Source organism: Geobacter sp. PheSNFMC, assembly GCF_059620965.1.
The window spans coordinates 37,746-55,062 of the sequence record NZ_JCAMRN010000033.1 but is presented as its reverse complement, the minus strand read 5'-3'; the positions used below and the strand labels follow the sequence as shown (position 1 = coordinate 55,062).

Below are 17,317 nucleotides of genomic sequence, written 5' to 3'. Positions count from 1 at the left end.
GACGCGGGTGGCCACCCGCATCGTTCCGCCCGCCGTGGCCTGCCGGATCGCCGTGGGCATGTCGCGGGAAAGCCGCAAGAACCATGGCCGGCGCCGGCACCGCTGGGACTACGCCGCCATGCTCCGGGCCTTCGCCGCCGAGCGTTTCCGGGAAGGATGCCGCGCGGTCGTTGCCGGACATTTCCACCAGCCGTTCATCGATCGCAACGACGACGGCACGGTCCTGCTCTCCCTGGGCGACTGGCTCACCCACTACACCTACGGCGAATGGAGCGACGGCACCCTTTCGCTGAAGACCTACGGAACACCGTAACCCCGCCGCTAGACCCCGAACAGCTCCCGGTACCTTTTCACCCGCTCTTCCAGCGTCGGCGCCGCAATCCGGAGGCAGATCTCGTCGGGACGGTACCCCCGGCAGACCGCCGGCCGCTCGTCGTAGACGGCGCACAGCCCCCCCGCGCCCAGATGGGCACAACGCACGCCCACCGGCTTGCCCAGCGTGCTGATGTCGGGTGCGGTGCAGCAGGTCCCGCATCTGAGACAGTCCATAAAAACCCGGATCATTGGCTACGGATTTCAGGCGACCGCCGCCGCCCGTCCTATTTGAAGAAGGCCTCCAGGGCCTGCTCGCCCACGTAGGACGCCTTGATCTTCCATTTGTCCTGGTTGATGACGAGGGCAGCCAGGGCTATTTGCGGGTTGTCGGTGGGAGCATAGGCGGCGAACCAACTGTAGTGTCCCTCGGGGTCGGTGCCGTTGATGGAGCCGGTCTTGGCGGCAATGGAGACGTCCGCCAGCTTGGGACGTCCGTTGCGGTCATGGAACGCCCGGCGGGAAGTGCCGGTGGTCACGGTGGTGGACAGCATCCGCGTGAGCTGCGATGAGACCTCGGCCGTGGTCACGGTCCGCAGCGGCCGGGGCTGGTGGGTATAGGCAACCTTTCCCGACGGATCGCGGATCTCGTCTGCCAGGGAGGGGGCGAGCATGGTGCCGCCGTTGGCAACCGTGGCCATCAGCACCGCCGCATGGAGCGGTGATATCTTCACCTCGCGCCCGAGCCCGGCCCCCATGAGGCGCAGGTCGTCGTCGGTGGAGGGGTGCTCGGCCTTGCTGGGCAGGACGGGCGTGCCGGGGAGCAGCGCGTGGTTGAAGCCGAACCGCTCGGCGCAGCGAAGGACCGAATCGCGGCCCGCCACGTCGCAGGCGAGCCGGCCGAAGACCGGGTTCACCGATTTTCCCATGGCAGTGGTCAGGTCCATCTCCTGGGCGCCCCGCTTGGGCAGGTCGCTCCAGTGGCGGGAACTCTCCGAATAGAGCCCCCCCCTGAAGGGGATCACGGTGTCGGGAGAGACCTTGCCCTGTTCGAGGGCAGCGGTGGCGGTGATGATCTTGAACAGCGACGCCATGGGGTAGATGCCGTAAAACGCCTGCTGCTCCCAGCCCGGCAGGACCGAGGAATGGGCCACCATGGCCAGGATCCGGCCGCTGCGCGGCTCCATTGCCACGAAAACCCCGTAGGGAACCTGGAACCGGGCCAGGACGTCCTTGACCCGCTCCTGGACCTCTTCGTTGATGGCATACACCACCGTGCCTCCGCCGGCAAGGGATGCCACGAGGCGCCCCCCTTCGGCGCGGGCCGTGGGAAAGGCGCCGGCGGCCACGCGGAAGGCGCCGTAGGTGTCCAGGTCCCTGAGGCTCAGCGTGCCCGAATGGGCCTCTTCGCGGACGCTGGAAACGGCGGGCCGGCCCGAGAGAAGGAGGGACAGCACCGGATAGGCTACCAGGAGCGCGGCAATGAGGGGAAGCAGGAAGCGGAGGCGTTTTTTGCGGGGAGGTGGTTCGTCGAGCCTCTTGAAGGCATTGCGGGAGGCGCTCTTCCTCGACGGGAGGAAGGATGAGGCAGAGAATCGCTTCTTGTTCGTTAAATGTTTAAAATCCTGCATATATGTTCATTCCGCGCGAACATCGCGGCCGGCGTCGCCGGCCCGGATGCGGGGTCACTGTGAATGGATGGCAGACTGCCGTCACTATATAGGCAAAAGACCCGCATTGTCAATGTCGGCGCCCGTTGACGGGCCGACATGAGCCATAATTAATCGGTCCCGGCCCCCTTGGCCAGGGTCCTGAAGTTCACATCCCCCAGCTCCGCGGCCACGGCCCCTTCCATTCTCGTTGCCAGCCACTCCACCGCCGGGTCGAACCGCCCGTCAGCCAGGGGCATGGCCCGGCCCCTGAGCGACGCGACCAGCTCCCGGACCCGCATGTGCTCCAGCTCCCGGGCCGGCAGGTAGAGGGTTTCCCCGCCGCAGCTCTCGGCAAGCCACCCCTTGGCGACCAGCATGCCCAGGGTTTCCCGCACGGTCCGCTCCGGCACGTCGAGCCGCTCGGCCAGGCGTTCGGCGTTCCAGGGCGCCCGGTCGTGAAAAAAAGCCCGGCACACCTCCAGCAGCAGGGCCAGGGCCAGGCGCTCGCGCGCCGCGGGCTCCAGGTCGGGGATGTGGGTTTCGCGCCGGAAGGTGCGGCGATGCTGATGGGCATAGACCACCTCCACGCCGAACAGCACGATCGCCCAACTCGCATAGAGCCAGATCATGAAGACCGGCAGCACGGCGAGGGTGCCGTAAATGGCATTGTATTTGGCCACCCCCACCTGAAAGTGGATATATCCCCACTGGGCGGCCTGCCAGAGCGTGCCGGCGATGACCCCGCCCACCAGGGCCGAGCGGAAGCGCACCTTGGCATTGGGGATGAGCATGTAGAGGAAGACAAGGGCGAGCCAGATGCTGAGATAGGGGACCAGCCGGAAAACCGCCACCAGCACGTCTCCCAGGTAGGCGGTACCGATCAGCCACAGGACCGCCTTCTGGCTCTCGAGGGTTGTGGTGACGCTGATGGCGGCGAAGATCAGGATCGGACCGAACACCACCACGCTCAGGTAATCGCTGAACCGCCGGTAGAGCGACCGGGTTTCCCGCACCCCCCAGATGGAGTTGAAGGTTTCCTCGATGTTCCCCAGCAGGGTGACGGCCGACACCACGAGGGTCACCAGGCCCACGGCGCCCAGGGAGCCGACCTTGGTGTTGTTGATGTAGGTAATGATGCGGTCGACGATTTCATGGGACCCTGCCGCGACCTGATCGAGAATGAAGGGTTCCAGGGTGTTCTGCACCCCCAGCCCCTTGAGGACCGCGAAGGCAAGGGCAAAGAAGGGAACGATCGACAGGAGCGTGGAATAGGTCAGGGCCGAGGCGTGCAGCAGGCACTGGTCGTCCACGAAGTTGCCCACGGCGGCCACCGCCGCCTGGAGCGCGGCCACCAGCCGGCCGCGGACCGGCCCGAGCCCGTCGGTGTCCATGGCCCGGAACGCATCCAGATAGCGGGTGATTGTACTCTTTGGTCCCTGCTCCATCCGCGTCCCCCGCCCTGCCGGAGTGCGCACGAAAAAGCCCACGCGGGGTGGGCTGGTTCGTGCGGCGCCGGGAGTGGCTACATCTCCTTGAACTTCTCCCGCTCCCGGTCCATGGCTTCCTTCCCCGCCTCGATGGCGGAGCTGATGATGGTCTTCTTCTCGGTAATGAGGTCCTTGGTCTCCTCGTAGGTGTCCTTGATCTTGGACTGGGCCTCTTTCGTGAAGCCCTTGATCTTGTCGAGGGCCTCATCGGTCAGATCCATGATGTTTTCGCGCATCTCCCTGCCGGTCTTGGGTGCGAGCAGAAGCCCCAGGCCCGCCCCCACCGCGGCTCCGGCCAGGAATGACAGGAATACCGTTCCGACGCTCGTTCCTCTTTCTTCTGACATACGAATTACCCCCTTTTCTTGATGAGTCGTTCCATGAGGTACTTTCCGGCCACCCGGGCGCCGGTGCTCCAGGCGGAGGAGGCCGCTGCCGCGTGGGCAACGCTGCCGATGACGGCATTGATGGTCCGGATGTTGCGCCCGGTGTCGCCCACGGCTTCCATGAATTCCTTCACGTCGTCCACCCGCTCGGCAACCCCCTCGGTGACGACCTTCAGCTCGGCAAGGGTCTGCTGGAGCTCCTGGGTGAGGGGCTTCAACTCCTGCCCCACCTGGGCCATGACGTTCCTGAACTCTGCCGCGGTTCTCCTGATCTCCACCAGCGTCGGAATGAGAAACGCCACCAGCACAACCAGTGCGCAGGCCATTACCAGTACGGCAAGTGCGCCAATGCTCATGAAGTCGACCCTCCACGGTCTTAATGGGAAACAGTATAGTGCACGGGACGGGGATTGCAAGGAGCCCACCTGCCGACAGGCCCCGGCCCCGGCCGCCGTTGCTGCTGCTTTAGCGTGCGGTTAACTATAGCCAACGGTCCTTGCTTTTGCAAACGAATTGCTCATTGTTTACGCAGATACGGAAGCTTGGCGGCAAAATCCGGTTGACAAACCGGCAGGGGCTTCCGTATCCTTCACCAAAAGAGAATAGTAGACCTTCTTATCAAGAGTGGTGGAGGGAAAGGCCCTGTGAAACCACAGCAACCGGTCCGGCAGCGGACGCCAGGTGCTAAATCCTGCCCGAAAGGGAGCGATGAGAGGGAGCTTGAGACCAGCGACACGTACAGGCCCCTTCCCGTTTCCGGGGGGGGCCTTTCGTTTTCGCCGCCGCGCGCACGCGCCCATGGGGAATCATGTCCGTCGGCATCGTCGAAGAACAATCCGTCACCTTTGCAACGGATCTCAGGCTGGAAAGCGGCCGGATACTGGGGCCCATCACCCTGGCCTACGAGACCTACGGCCGGCTGAACGCCGAGCGGTCCAACGCCATCCTGGTGGCCCACGCCTGGACCGGCAATGCCCATCTGGCGGGCAGGCACGGCGAAGACGACCCCAAGCCGGGCTGGTGGGACGCCATCGTCGGCCCGGGCCGGCTCCTGGACACCGACCGCTGGTTCGTCATCTGCTCCAACGTCATCGGTTCCTGCTACGGCTCAACCGGCCCCGCCTCCATCAACCCGAAGACCGGCAAGCGCTACAACCTCTCCTTCCCGGTCATCACCGTGCGGGACATGGTACGGGCCCAGGCCCTGCTGCTGGACCACCTGGGCATCGACCGGCTCCTGACCGTCCTCGGCGGGAGCATGGGCGGGATGCAGGCCCTGGAATGGGCAACCCAGTTCCCGGACCGGGTCCGCTCGGCCATCGCCCTCGCCACCACGAGCCGTCCGTCGCCCCAGGCCATCTCCCTGAACGCCGTGGCCCGCTGGGCCATCTTCAACGATCCGTCCTGGAAAAAGGGGGAGTACCGGAAAAACCCCAAGGACGGCCTGGCGCTTGCCCGGGGTATCGGCCACATCACGTTCCTCTCCGACGAATCCATGTGGCAGAAGTTCGGCCGCCGCTACTCGGCCCGGGACGGCCTGTTCGACTTCTTCGGCCAGTTCGAGGTGGAACGCTACCTCACCTACAACGGCTACAATTTCGTGGACCGCTTCGACACCAACTCGTTCCTCTACCTGGCCAAGGCCCTGGATATGTACGACGTGGCCTGGGGGTACGAGTCGCTGGAGGACGCGCTCAGCCGCGTCGCGGCCCCGATCCAGTTCTTCGCCTTCACCTCCGACTGGCTCTACCCCCCCTACCAGACCGAGGAGATGGCCACCACGCTCCGGGCCCTGGGCAAGGAGGCCGAATACCACCTGATCCCCTCGGCCTACGGCCATGACGCCTTCCTCCTGGAGCACGAAACCTTCGCGCCCATGGTGCGGGACTTCCTGGCCCGCGTGGAGCGGGGCTAGGCCTCCGCACACAAAAAAACCCGGCGATCGTCCGCCGGGTTCCGCTCACGCGCCGGTGATCCGCCGGTAGAGATCCAGGTAGGCCTCCGTCTCCCGCTCCGGGGAAAAACGCTCCCGCACCAGCTCCCGTCCCTGTTCGCCGAGGCGCCGGCCCAGTGCTGGATTGCGGAGCAGGTCCCGGGCACGGTCCAGGAATTCCCGCTCGCCCCGGAACAGGAAACCGGTGGCCCCTTCCTTCACCACCGAGCGGTTGCCGTCGATGTACGACGCCAGGACCGGCGTGCCGAAGGCCAGGGCCTCCAGGACGCTGTTCGCCATCCCCCCCTCGAAGATCGAGCTGTTGATGACCACGTCGGCCCGGTGGAACAGGGCGCCGATGGCGCCGCGCCCCACTTCGCCCAGGTAGCGGGCAAAGGGATGGCGGTCCATGGCCTCCAGTGTTGCGGCGCCGTACTCCCGGTCCAGGATCGGCCCGGCCAGCAGGAAGCGGACCCGCGGGTCCTCCCGGTGGAGCTCCGCCAGGGGACCGAGGGCGAAGGCCGCATTCTTGACCGGCCGCAGTCCGGCCGGCAGGAAGAAGACGAACTCGCCCCCCTCGAACCGCTCTTCCCCCCACTCGAACTCTTCCCCGGGCAGTTCCACCCCCTGGGGGATGACCGCCATCGTTTCGGCCAGGGAAGGATGATGATCAAGCACCCGGCACCGGACGCACTTGTGGAACGCCGCCACCGCGGCGGCATCGCGCAGGACCGCCAGGGTATCCCGGCGCCGGGCGTCCTCCAGCGCCTCATACACGTCCGAACCGGTCAGGGTGACCAGGTACGGGATGCCCGTGGCCCGGCCGGCCTCCCGGGCCACGCGCCCCCCCAGATAGGCGTGCAGGGCGTGAATCAGGTCCGGCGGATCGGCCGCGATCCGCCTCAGGATCTCCTCGGCGGGCGCGGCGTCCAGGGCGTGGACGGTCACCCCGTGCCCCGCGGCCCGGAGCTGGCGCTCGATCCGCCTGGCAGTAACGGCATTCCCCCGGACAGGGGGGTGATAATAGGGGGTAATCAGGGTGATGTTCATGGGTGGCTCGCATCCCTTCCGCAGGGTGCCGATGGTAGCCCGAACCGGCGGCGGACGCAAGGACAAAGACCCTTGCCGGGCCGCTTCCGCTCATGGTATCGTGGCCCATCTCGCAGGGAGACTCACCCCATGAAGATTACCATACTCGGCAGCGGCACCTCCACCGGCGTTCCCATGGTGGGGTGCACCTGCCCCGTCTGTTCGTCGACCGACCCGCGCGACAAGCGGACCCGCGCCTCCCTCCTCATCGAGGCGGCGGGCCGCTACATCCTGGTGGACACCTCCCCCGACCTGCGGCGCCAAGCCCTGCGGGAAAAAATCCCCCACATCGACGCGGTGCTCCTCACCCACTCCCACGCCGACCACGTGAACGGCATCGACGACCTGCGCGGATTCCACTTCATCCACCGGCGCGTGATCCCCTGCTACGGCAGCCGCGAAACCATGGACGCGGTACTGCGGAACTTCTCTTACATCTTCAAGGGGATGGAAGTGTCCGGCTATGCACCGCTGCTGGACCCCCACGTGATCCACGATCCGTTCGCCCTGTTCGGCCGGACCATCGTCCCCATCCACCTGCACCACGGCGCCATGCCCGCCACGGGCTACCGGATCGACGGGGCTGCCTACCTGACCGACTGCAGCCGCATCCCCGAATCATCCCTGGCGCTGCTGGGGGGGCTCGACCTGCTGGTGATCGACGCGCTCCGCTACACTCCCCACGAGAACCACTTCAACATCGATGGGGCGCTCGGCGTGGTTGCGGCACTGCGCCCGAAGCGGACGATCTTCACCCACCTGACCCACGAAGTGGCCTACGCCGACGGCATCCGGCTGCCGAATGGGGTGGAGTTCGCCCACGACGGAATGACCGTCACGCTCTGAGTCGTCCCCCTAGCGCATCACCCTTGAAAAACCCGTGATTTACCGATATAAGAGCATATTCGTGAACACGCTCCGGGTGACGCATCCCCTGACAGGGCAGCCATGCACAGAGACATCCGCCTCCACGGCCAGATAGACGAACGGATCGAGTACTACGCCATCGTGGCGGGTGAGGACTCGCACCAGCGTTACTTCTTCAATGCCGCGGAAGGTCCCGGGGGGGAGCTTCGCTTCTTCGCGCCCGGCAACGAATTCGTCCTGGGCCCGGGGGGCATCAGGCACGAGGGGAATGGCGGCTCCTTCTGCGAGTACATGTTCGGCGTGGACCAGCCGGTGCCGGACCTGGCCAAGGGCGACGTCATCAACCGGCTCGTCATGTACGGCGCCCGCATGGAGGAGGAGAGCGGCAACCTCGTCTTCGACGACCGAACCGGTGGCCAGCTCGGGTTCGAAAAGATGTTTTTCGAAGGCAACGCCGTGGTCAACTACTTTTTCTTCATCTCCACGGCCCGGGTGTCCGGCCCCCTGAGACGGCAGCAGGAATCCATCGTCAGGACCATCGGCAAGACCCTCAAGCGGTCGGTCGCCGTGGGGGAGCAGGACGAAAACGCCCTCATCGCCGAGGTGCTGGCCCTGTTGGGCGATCCCACGGCCCTGTTCTTCCTCTTCAAGCTGATCAACGTCCACCACCGGGAGTACCACGACACCTTCCGGCGGCTCTACTTCAGGAACAAGAAGATCGCCGACGACGACTTCGCCATGCTCACCGCCGTTGCCGAACGCCACGGCATCGACCGTTACCAGCAGGAGCGGATCAGGATCGATGTCATGTACAAGCACCCGGCCAACCGCCGGATCGTTGACGAGTACAAGAACATCCTGATCGGCTGCCACCGCAAGGGGGAGATCAGCCGGCTCGAGAATGCCCGTCTCACTCGGCTCAAGACCCTGTCGGTCCGCAACAAGATCCCGGGCGCGCTCTTCTACACCCTGGACGAAGTCCTGAAAAACGACAAGAAGCTGGTTGCGCCCGAGGAGCAGGACTATCTCTCCGATATCCGCCAGATCCTGGAAGGAATCTTCCTGTCCGAGCGGGACATCGAGAGCGTCATCGACCGGGAGGACATGGCCCGGCTCCTGTTCGCCAAGAAGAAGGCCGCCGAAAACCGGGACCACGCCTTCGAGGAGCTGCTGCTGGACGCCAGCCGCCTCTGCGACGAAAAGATGCGCGACGGCGCCGACCTGGCCATCATCGAGGGATTCTCCTACCTGATCACCTTTTTCGACCGGTACGACACCACCTCCCAGGCCATCAACCAGTTGGCCTTCATGGAAAACGTCCGGATCACCGAAGAAATGGTCCGCAGCCTGCTGGGCAACAAGATCGCCTTCGACTCGCTCCGGGACGGCCTGTTCGACGAGCTTTTCATCGCGGGGCTCCTGGAAAACAAGTATCTGGGGCGTTACGGCCGGATGAAGATCACCACCCTGCGGCGCGGCCTGACTGAAATCGAGCAGAACCGGCTCACGGTGGCCGCCCTGATGGAGCACCTGCTGACCATCGACCAGGAGGAGCGCCTGGCGATCCTGCTCCTGTCCCACGTGCGTGACCGCATCCGGAACTTCTACTCGAAGTACACCACCAAGGCGGATCAGCAGGCCCTCAGGCGCGAGGTGAACGAGGAGCTGATCGCCAAGAAGCTCGTCGACGGGAACGTCCCGGACCGGCTCTTCGACGAGGCCATCCTCACCATCCAGAAGGAAGCGGTCTACCTCCACGGCCTCCTGCCCCGCATCATTGCCGACCGGGACACCGCCCTGCGCGAAGACTTCCTGGAAAACTCGGGCCTCGACCGCTTCTACGTGGAAGAGCTGGAGCGGGAGTACTTCGAGCTGAACGACCTGGACCTGGAGGAGCTGTACCAGATCCGAAAAGGGCTGAGCTGACCGGGCGCGCCCGCCTCCCTTGACTTTCCCCTCTCCCTTCACCTACACTGGCCCTGAGTACACTTTCTACACTCAGAGGTCCCAATGGAGTCCCGTTCGTCGCACCTCCCCCTTTTGCGAGATCAGATCGTTGCCTATGGCAAGGAAAACCTGGCGGAGATGCTCCACCTGCTGGCCGAAGGGGTGCGCCTCGTCTCCGGCCAGGACCGGCTTCGCATCTACCTGGAAGACCTGACCCGCGGCGTCCTCACCTGTGTCCACGCCTCGGGCCCCCTGACCGAGGAGATCCGTGAGGTGAGCTTTCCCATCATCTCCCGGGAGGCGTCGGTTTCCAGCGTCTTCGTGTCCCAGTACGCCGCCGAGTTCCACTACGAGCCGGAAGGAAAACACACCTTCGACCGAGGCTTTGCCGAGCGCTTCGCCATCGGCCACAGCTACATCCTGCCGGTGGTGAGCCAGGGGAAATCCATCGGCGTGGTCTGCATCGACCGCTTCCGGCCGGGGGAGATCCTGCGGGGCAAGGGGAAGGCGCTCCTGGGCGAGTTCGTCACCTCCGTGGCCGACCGGCTCGACGTCGCCCGCATCTACCACCAGCAGCTCCTGCTCGCCCGCCGGGTCGAGGAGTACAAGAAACGGGAAGCGGCCTCGTTCATGGTGCAGTCGGCCGTGCGCCTCATCGACCGGCTGACCCTCGCTTCGGTGCTGGTGCCCGTTGCCGGCCCGGAAGGCTCGTCGCGCCTCGCCATCCTGGCCAGCCACTCGGAAGACCCCAGCCTCAAAAAGCAATACGACGAGCAGGGAGAGATCGCCCTCCAGAGGGGAACCTCCCTCATCTCCCGGTTCCTGGACGACAACGCGGTCATTGCCGACGAGCGGCTCCTGCGGCCGCTCTTCATCCCGGACCTGACCCAGCAGGAGCTCCAGAAAAAGGCCCTCACCGAACAGATGGCGCTGCGCTCCCTCTACGTGGTGCCCCGCTACGAGGCATCGAGCCGCAAGGTCATCTGCCTGGTCAACTATTTCACCAAAGACCTGTACCGCTTCTCCGACTTCGAGATGGGCCTGCTCCAGACCCATGCGGAGATGGCGGAGCGGATGGTGAACGAGATCGGCGGCGAGCACCTGGAGATCCGGGTCCTGGCCGAGATCACCGAACTCCTCCAGGAGCGCAACGAGGAGCTCTCTCCCTTCCTCACCCGGGTCCTCTCCATGGCCACCGAGCTGATCGGCGCCGACACCGGCAGCATCGCCATCGTGCAGGAGCGCGACGGCGAAAAATGGCTCGTGGTGGAAGACGAGGAAGGGACCATCGTCGGGGCCAAGAACAAGTCGTGGCTCAAGAAGTACATTCCCCCCTTCAGGATCGGCGGCCACGAGCTCCCCCCCGAGGAACGGAGCCTCACCGGCTACGTGGCCTGGTCCAAGCAGCCGAAGATCATCGCCCACGTGGCGGACGAGCAGGGGGGTGAAGGGTTCCACCGCTCCATGCACGAGTTGATCAAGAGCGAGATCGCGGTCCCCATCGTCTGCGACGACGAGGTGATCGCCGTGGTCTGCCTCAATTCGCTCAAGCCCGCCTGGTTCACGGAGGAGCACAAGCGGATCCTGCAGATCATCGACCGGCTCACCTCCCGGCACATCTCCGACATCCAGCGGATCGAACGGCTCCAGAGCGAGGTGACCCGGCTCAAGACCGACGTGGCCTACAAGGACCCCCAGATATCCTCCTACCGGCTCGGCAACATCATCGGCAACAGCCGCAAGGCCCAGGAGATCGTCGATTTCATCAACACCGTGTCGGTGCCCCTCTTCAACCGGATCACCCTCTGGAGCAAGAACGTCCTCCAGGAGGCGACCATCGGCCTCCCCTCCATCCTCGTCCAGGGGCAGACCGGTGCCGGCAAGGAGTTCTTCTTCAACAACCTCTACAACAAGCTGAACGAGATGTACCGGGAGAAGCTCAACCCCGCGGGCCAGCTCCCCGTGAAAAAGACCAACATCGCGGCCTACAGCGGTGACCTGACCTACTCGGAACTCTTCGGCCACAAGAAGGGGGCCTTCACCGGCGCCTACAGCGACCGCAAGGGCATCCTGGAGGATGCCGCCGGCGGGATCGTCTTCCTGGACGAAATCGGCGATGCCGACCCCAAGACCCAGGTGCAACTGCTCCGGTTCCTGGACAACGGCGGGTTCGTGCGGCTGGGGGAAAACCAGGAACGCTTCAGCCGGGTGCTCCTGGTGGCCGCCACCAACAAGGACCTGGCGGAAGAGATCCGCAAGGGCAACTTCCGGGAGGACCTCTACCACCGGCTGTCGGAGCTGGCGGTGCAGGTGCCGTCCCTCAACGAGCGGCGCGAGGACATCCCCGACCTGGCCACCCACTTCCTGGGCAAGCTCTACCGCACCTACCGGGGGGACGAGTCCAAGGACGCCGCCCCCACCCTGGCGGAGGAGGCCAAGCGGCTCCTGATGAACCACCACTACCACGGCAACATCAGGGAGCTGCGGAGCATCCTGTTGCGGGCGCTCTTCTTCCGCAAGGGCACGGTGCTCACCGCCGACGACGTCCGACGCGCCCTGGCCGCGGGCATGCGCGAGTTCGCCCCTGCCACCGCCACCCAGGAGCTGAACGACCGGATGGTGACGGAAATCCTGGACAAGATCGCCAATGGCGAAACCTTCTGGGAAGCGGTCTACGAGCCCTACTCCCGCAACGCCATCCCCCGCGACGCCGTCCGGCTCGTCATCGAGCGGAGCCGCGACGCGGCGGGCCGGAGCATGCCCCAGGTGGCCCGCTACCTCAAGGCCGTGGGCGACGATGTGGAAGAAAACGACGAGGAACGGAAGCGGTTCTTCAAGTTCAAGAATTTCTTGTACAAGACGGTGAAGATCTGAGAGCGGCAGCCCGGGAACCGACGGCACGGCCGGCCCGAATGCCGGTGCCGGCCGATCAGGGCACTGGCCGTGCCTGTTAAAAGACGATTGGCGGTAGCGATCTCGCTTACTGCGCCGCTCGCCGGCGCCGGGCACCGCCTGCGCCATGACGGACCCCTTTGGCGTTCAGCCACTCGCGCCATGCGGGATACGCATGGCGCAAACTTTGCACGAGACATAACCCCGAACCGGCAGTTCATTCCCCGTTATGGAGATGCTGCATGAAAAAAAAGAAGGCGCATGCCGCGGGACAAGGGCCGAATCTGTCCGTGACCAATCCCCCCCGCACTTTTTTTGAAGACACGCTGGCGCTGTTCAACTCCAGACGCTTCGACCTGCTGGACCAGAAGATCAATGGGGCCGTGCACAAATGGCCCAACCACGCCGTGGTCTGGAAGGCGATCGGCGTCATCATGCTCATGGAGGGGCGGTTCAAGGAAGCAATCGAACCGTTGACCACGGCGGCGAACCTGGCGCAGGGCGATGCGCAGCTGCACCACAACCTCGGGGTGGCATACCTGCGGCTCGAGCAGTATGAAAAAGCCGTACCCTGGCTGCAGCGGGCCACCAGCCTCAAGCCGGATTATGCCCAGGCCTTCGCCAACCTGGGTATCGCCCAGGCAGAGATCGGGCTTCTCCAGGCGGCGGAAAGCAACTATCGCACTGCGCTGAAAATCAACAAGGATTTTCCCGAGGCGCTCAACAATCTCGGCAATGTGCTGAATGATCAGAAACGGTATGGGGAGGCAGAGGAGTGCTTCCGGAGGGCTCTCGTCCTCAAGCCGGATTTTGCCGAAGCCCTCAATAACCTGGGCACGAGCCTGAAGGGGCTGAACCGGCTGGAGGAGGCAGAAACCACCTACCGGAAGTCCCTGTCGCTGATGCCGGATTACACCCGCGCCCACATCGGCCTGGGCCACACCCTGTTCAAGCTCCGCCAGCCGGACAAGGCAGCGGCGAGTTTCCGCCGGGCAATCGAGCTTTCCCCCTACGAACTGGAAGCCCATGACGGCTTGAGCATGACCCTCGGCGACACGGTTCCCCTGTGGCATCTGCCCATGATGAACGACAAGCCCAGGAACGATGCCTATTTCAATGCCCTGCAGGCCGCGGTCACCCCGGAGACGCGCGTTCTGGAAATCGGGACCGGATCGGGCCTTCTGTCCATGATGTCGGCCCGCCTGGGCGCACGGCACGTGACAACCTGCGAGGTGGTCACGGCAATTGCCGAGACTGCCGCGTCCATCGTGAAAGACAACGGATTCGCGGACCAGGTCACCGTGATTCCGAAACTGTCCACCACCCTGGAGGTCGGCGTCGACCTGGAAGAGCGGGCCGATCTGCTCGTCTCGGAAATCCTGTCGAGCGAATTTCTCGGCGAAGGCGTTCTGAGCAGCATCGAAGACGCAAAACGGCGGCTGCTCAAGCCGGGAGCCCGGATCATCCCCGCCCGGGGCTCGGTCCGGATTGCCCTGTTCGGCGGACGGGACATCGAAATGAACGTCCGGGTCGACGAGGTCTACGGCTTCGACCTGTCGAGGTTCAACGACATCGTGCCCCCGAAGCAGTATGTCGGCAGGAACGATCTCAACATCGAACTGCTGAGCGACGGTATCGGGGCCATTCATTTCGACTTCATGGGCACGGATCACTTCCCCGCCAGCAGAAGCTACGGCATAGACGTGCCGATCACCAGGGCCGGCAGGTGCTGCGGCGTCATCCAGTGGATACGCCTTGAAATGGACGATACCTTCGTCTTTGAGAACCATCCGGCAGAGAGGAATGTGGCATCCGGCTGGCAGCACTGCGTCTATCTCTTCAAAACCCCCGTCGACGTGCAGCCCGGCCAGGTCGCGCAGATCATCGCCTCCCACGACATCAGGACCTGCTGGTTCTTTCTGAAGAAAATCGTGACCCCATGACATCCCTTCGCACGGGGCAGATCAGACATGCATCCCGTATGTAACGTCTTAATGGTGAACCAATGAACCGCAAACTGAGACGAGCCAACCTGAAAGCAAGCGAGCCGACGCCCCACGAGACCGGCAATGTAATCAGCTACATGCGGCAGGGTCGCTACGCAGAGGCGGCGCATCTTGCAAAGGGCCTTACCGAACGGTTCCCCGATCATGGTTTCGGCTGGAAGATACTGGGGATCTGCACCTTGCTGCTGGGGCAGAACGGGGATGCGCTGCCCCTGTTTCTGAAGGCCGCCGGCCTGTTGCCCGACGACCCGGATATCCACTGCAATATCGGCATCATCTACTATGAGCTGAATCAGCTCAACGAGGCTGAATACTACTGCCGCTACGCGCTGAAGCTGCGGCCGAACGACGCCATCGCGCACAACAATCTCGGCAACATCCTGAGCAGCCTGGGGCGGCTGGACGAGGCGGAAGCCTGTTTCCGCCGCGCCATCGAGAACAACCCGGATCTGGCCCAGGCGCACTACAACCTCGGCTCCGCGCTTCAGGCCCTGGGCCGCCTGGAGGAAGCGGAGAGTTGCTATCGCCGCGCAGCGGTAATCAGGCCGACGTATGAAGAGGCCTACGCGAGCCTCGGCAACGTCCTTAAGGAAATGGGCCGCCTGGATGAGGCGCTCGAAAGCTGGAAACTGTCTCTCGCGCACCAGGAAGATTGGACTAACGCATTACGGCGCCTGACCAATCCCCTGCTCATGGACGGGGATCTGATCCGCGATCCCGAGTATCCCGCCGCGGACGCGGCAGAGGGACAGCCGCACCCGTTACCCCGGGAGCTATCGTCACAGACCGCGGCGGCATCCGCAGAGTCGCTCGACCGGAAGTATCGGGTCCCCTCCCATGAGCATGACGGATCTGGCGAAGCGGTAGCCGTTGCCGGGAGAGACGAAAACGCGCCCCGCCCCCTGCGCATTGTGTTGATCTACCCTCCGTTGTGGCAGATACCGTCCGCGGATCTGAACGTACCGGAAGGCATGCCGTTCGGCCCGCCCGCCACCGCCGGCGGCCCGGTCGCCATCAGCAGGGAACTCAAGACCATTACCCAGGGCGTGCTGTCCATCGCGGCCCAGGCGAAAAAAGCCGGGCACGACGTCCGCGTGTACAATCTGTTCAACGCGCCCTGGGCCGACATCGTGGCCCTCATCGCCGAAACCGGGGCCGACGTGTACGGCGTATCCGCCTACAACTCCAACCGGCGCGGCATGGGTGCGCTGTGCGCCCTGATCAGACAGTGCCACCCCCACGCCCACATAACCGTCGGCGGCCCCTTCGCAACGACGCTCCCCCTTGAAACGCTGCGCTATTACCGCGCAATCGATACGGTTGTCATCGGCGAAGGCGAAGAGACCTTCATGGAGCTGCTCGACCATATCCGCTCGCACCGGCCGGCAGTGGGAATCCCGGGCACTGCGTGGCGAAACGGTGACGAGGTGTCGCTCGGCCCAGTGCGCCCCCGGATCAGTGACCTCGACACGCTTGCATCCCATTTTGACTACTATTCAAGCAACATCGTGATGACGTCGCGCGGCTGCCCCTCCAAATGCTCGTTCTGCGGCAATCCCGTATTGTGGGGACGGAAGATCCGTTTTTACTCCACAGACTACTGCATTGATATGTTCAGGAAGGCGCTGGCCCGGCTGCCGGTGCCCTACCTCATGATCGCAGACGACACCTTCACCGCCAACCAGCAGCGTACTCTGAAAATGTGCGACGCGATCATCGGGAACAAGCTCGACTTTCTCTGGAGCTGCAGCACCCGCGTGGATGCCATGGAGGACGAGGTACTGCACAGGATGAGGCGGGCAGGCTGCCAGGAGATCATGATCGGGGTGGAATCGGGGTCACCGGAGATCCTTGAGAGGATACACAAGGGGATCACCCCCGCAATGGTCCTCACGGTGACCCGCGCGGCCAAAAAGTACGGCATGCTCGTCCACTACTACATGATGGTGAGCAATCGCGGAGAAACGCCCGACACGCTCCAGGCGAGCATCGACCTGATCCGGGCCGGTCGGCCCAACAGCTACGACCTTACACCATTGACATTTCTTCCGGGCACGGAAGACTACGGTCATCTGTGCGAACAACAGGGATTGACCTCGGATGTCTACTTCCGGAACGACTTCATGGATATCTCCGTGGAAAGAAAGCGCAAAAAAGACCTTGATACGGTCATGCAGCATCTTTACTGCAGCATCGGAACCATCAGCGGGTACGAATATACCGTTGAAGAAAGAGAAGCCGTTGTGGAGCTTCTGCCTGACGTGCCCGCTGTCCATGCGGAGCTCGCCAACGCATACCTTCGCGCGGGCCTGTTCGACAAAGCCACGGCGGCATTGACTCGGGCAGAGGAGCTGGGCTTCCCGATCAACAACATCATCCTCAACCAGCACGCGTGCATTGCCCTTGCACGCAATCAGATCGATACGTCCCTCGACTTCCTGGAAAGGGCGTGCCGATCCTTCCCTGACAGCACGGTGAAGGGCAACTACGACAAACTGACGGCCTGGATCGACAGCCGTACGGGCGGCCAGGTCAAGCCGTGCCTGCTGTGCGATTCCGTCCGGGCCCAGGATTTCGTGTTCCGCGCCGATGAAACCGCGAGCGGGCTGCCGGTTCTGCAGTAAGCTGCCGCCATGACCTCCCGGACATCTGAGCCGGGCGATGCGACAGATCTTCTTCGACAGGGATGAACGCCGGCCGGCCCGGCACCGGATCACCCGACAACCACCGCCATCCCGACCGCCAA

General features: G+C 64.1%; 13 protein-coding genes and 1 riboswitch. Of the genes, 7 read left to right on the top strand and 6 right to left on the bottom strand.

Annotated elements, in window-relative coordinates:
* Nucleotides 1-313: metallophosphoesterase family protein (locus AC6CDK_RS09185; RefSeq protein WP_496639809.1), on the top strand; the 313-nt coding region annotated here is incomplete at its 5' end.
* A gap of 8 nt (nt 314-321) precedes the next feature.
* Here AC6CDK_RS09185 and AC6CDK_RS09180 read toward each other — a convergent pair.
* The 5 genes from AC6CDK_RS09180 to AC6CDK_RS09160 form a co-directional block, all read right to left on the bottom strand.
* Entirely contained in the window at nt 322-549 is a 228-nt protein-coding gene (locus tag AC6CDK_RS09180; protein WP_039648133.1) for a hypothetical protein, read from the bottom strand.
* Nucleotides 550-599: 50 nt separating this feature from the next.
* Nucleotides 600-1,943: a penicillin-binding transpeptidase domain-containing protein gene (locus AC6CDK_RS09175; RefSeq protein ID WP_192905261.1), complete on the bottom strand. Its 1,344-nt coding sequence runs from the start codon at nt 1,941-1,943 to the stop codon at nt 600-602.
* A 149-nt stretch (nt 1,944-2,092) separates the two neighbouring features.
* Nucleotides 2,093-3,409 (bottom strand): YhjD/YihY/BrkB family envelope integrity protein, encoded by a 1,317-nt coding sequence (locus AC6CDK_RS09170; protein WP_039643507.1) that lies wholly within the window; start codon nt 3,407-3,409, stop codon nt 2,093-2,095.
* A 77-nt stretch (nt 3,410-3,486) separates the two neighbouring features.
* Nucleotides 3,487-3,798: a YtxH domain-containing protein gene (locus AC6CDK_RS09165; RefSeq protein ID WP_039643505.1), complete on the bottom strand. Its 312-nt coding sequence runs from the start codon at nt 3,796-3,798 to the stop codon at nt 3,487-3,489.
* Nucleotides 3,799-3,803: 5 nt separating this feature from the next.
* On the bottom strand, nt 3,804-4,193 hold the full coding sequence (locus tag AC6CDK_RS09160) for a DUF948 domain-containing protein (protein WP_039643503.1): 390 nt from the start codon (nt 4,191-4,193) through the stop codon (nt 3,804-3,806).
* A 256-nt stretch (nt 4,194-4,449) separates the two neighbouring features.
* Nucleotides 4,450-4,552, top strand: a riboswitch (SAM riboswitch).
* A 93-nt stretch (nt 4,553-4,645) separates the two neighbouring features.
* Here AC6CDK_RS09160 and metX point away from each other — a divergent pair.
* On the top strand, nt 4,646-5,752 hold the full coding sequence (gene metX / locus AC6CDK_RS09155; RefSeq protein ID WP_039643501.1) for a homoserine O-acetyltransferase MetX: 1,107 nt from the start codon (nt 4,646-4,648) through the stop codon (nt 5,750-5,752).
* 45 nt (nt 5,753-5,797) lie between these two features.
* Here metX and AC6CDK_RS09150 read toward each other — a convergent pair whose 3' ends face one another.
* A complete protein-coding gene (locus AC6CDK_RS09150) occupies nt 5,798-6,820 on the bottom strand; it encodes a GPMC system family 4 glycosyltransferase (RefSeq protein WP_192905262.1) in 1,023 nt (340 codons plus the stop codon).
* Between the two features lie 129 nt (nt 6,821-6,949).
* On the opposite strand from AC6CDK_RS09150, the gene AC6CDK_RS09145 reads away from it, so the two are divergent.
* From AC6CDK_RS09145 to AC6CDK_RS09125, 5 genes are all read left to right on the top strand, one after another.
* A complete protein-coding gene (locus tag AC6CDK_RS09145) occupies nt 6,950-7,705 on the top strand; it encodes a GPMC system MBL fold metallohydrolase (protein ID WP_039643497.1) in 756 nt (251 codons plus the stop codon).
* 102 nt (nt 7,706-7,807) lie between these two features.
* Nucleotides 7,808-9,652 carry a TIGR04442 family protein gene (locus tag AC6CDK_RS09140; protein WP_192905263.1) on the top strand — a complete coding sequence of 615 codons (1,845 nt, stop codon included), beginning with the start codon at nt 7,808-7,810 and terminating at the stop codon, nt 9,650-9,652.
* 84 nt (nt 9,653-9,736) lie between these two features.
* Nucleotides 9,737-12,547, top strand: coding sequence for a GPMC system transcriptional regulator (locus AC6CDK_RS09135; RefSeq protein ID WP_039643493.1), 2,811 nt, complete (start codon nt 9,737-9,739; stop codon nt 12,545-12,547).
* A 260-nt stretch (nt 12,548-12,807) separates the two neighbouring features.
* A complete protein-coding gene (locus AC6CDK_RS09130) occupies nt 12,808-14,508 on the top strand; it encodes a protein arginine N-methyltransferase (protein WP_192905264.1) in 1,701 nt (566 codons plus the stop codon).
* A gap of 62 nt (nt 14,509-14,570) precedes the next feature.
* Entirely contained in the window at nt 14,571-17,195 is a 2,625-nt protein-coding gene (locus AC6CDK_RS09125; protein WP_192905265.1) for a tetratricopeptide repeat protein, read from the top strand.
* Nucleotides 17,196-17,317 lie beyond the last annotated feature (122 nt).

Coding starts and splice junctions, on each gene's coding strand:
- AC6CDK_RS09170 (WP_039643507.1), bottom strand. CDS start 3,409: ATGGAGCAGGGACCAAAGAGTACAATCACCCGCTATCTGGATGCGTTC.
- AC6CDK_RS09125 (WP_192905265.1), top strand. CDS start 14,571: ATGAACCGCAAACTGAGACGAGCCAACCTGAAAGCAAGCGAGCCGACG.
- AC6CDK_RS09140 (WP_192905263.1), top strand. CDS start 7,808: ATGCACAGAGACATCCGCCTCCACGGCCAGATAGACGAACGGATCGAG.
- AC6CDK_RS09135 (WP_039643493.1), top strand. CDS start 9,737: ATGGAGTCCCGTTCGTCGCACCTCCCCCTTTTGCGAGATCAGATCGTT.
- AC6CDK_RS09145 (WP_039643497.1), top strand. CDS start 6,950: ATGAAGATTACCATACTCGGCAGCGGCACCTCCACCGGCGTTCCCATG.
- AC6CDK_RS09130 (WP_192905264.1), top strand. CDS start 12,808: ATGAAAAAAAAGAAGGCGCATGCCGCGGGACAAGGGCCGAATCTGTCC.
- metX (WP_039643501.1), top strand. CDS start 4,646: ATGTCCGTCGGCATCGTCGAAGAACAATCCGTCACCTTTGCAACGGAT.
- AC6CDK_RS09160 (WP_039643503.1), bottom strand. CDS start 4,193: ATGAGCATTGGCGCACTTGCCGTACTGGTAATGGCCTGCGCACTGGTT.
- AC6CDK_RS09175 (WP_192905261.1), bottom strand. CDS start 1,943: ATGCAGGATTTTAAACATTTAACGAACAAGAAGCGATTCTCTGCCTCA.
- AC6CDK_RS09150 (WP_192905262.1), bottom strand. CDS start 6,820: ATGAACATCACCCTGATTACCCCCTATTATCACCCCCCTGTCCGGGGG.
- AC6CDK_RS09180 (WP_039648133.1), bottom strand. CDS start 549: ATGGACTGTCTCAGATGCGGGACCTGCTGCACCGCACCCGACATCAGC.
- AC6CDK_RS09165 (WP_039643505.1), bottom strand. CDS start 3,798: ATGTCAGAAGAAAGAGGAACGAGCGTCGGAACGGTATTCCTGTCATTC.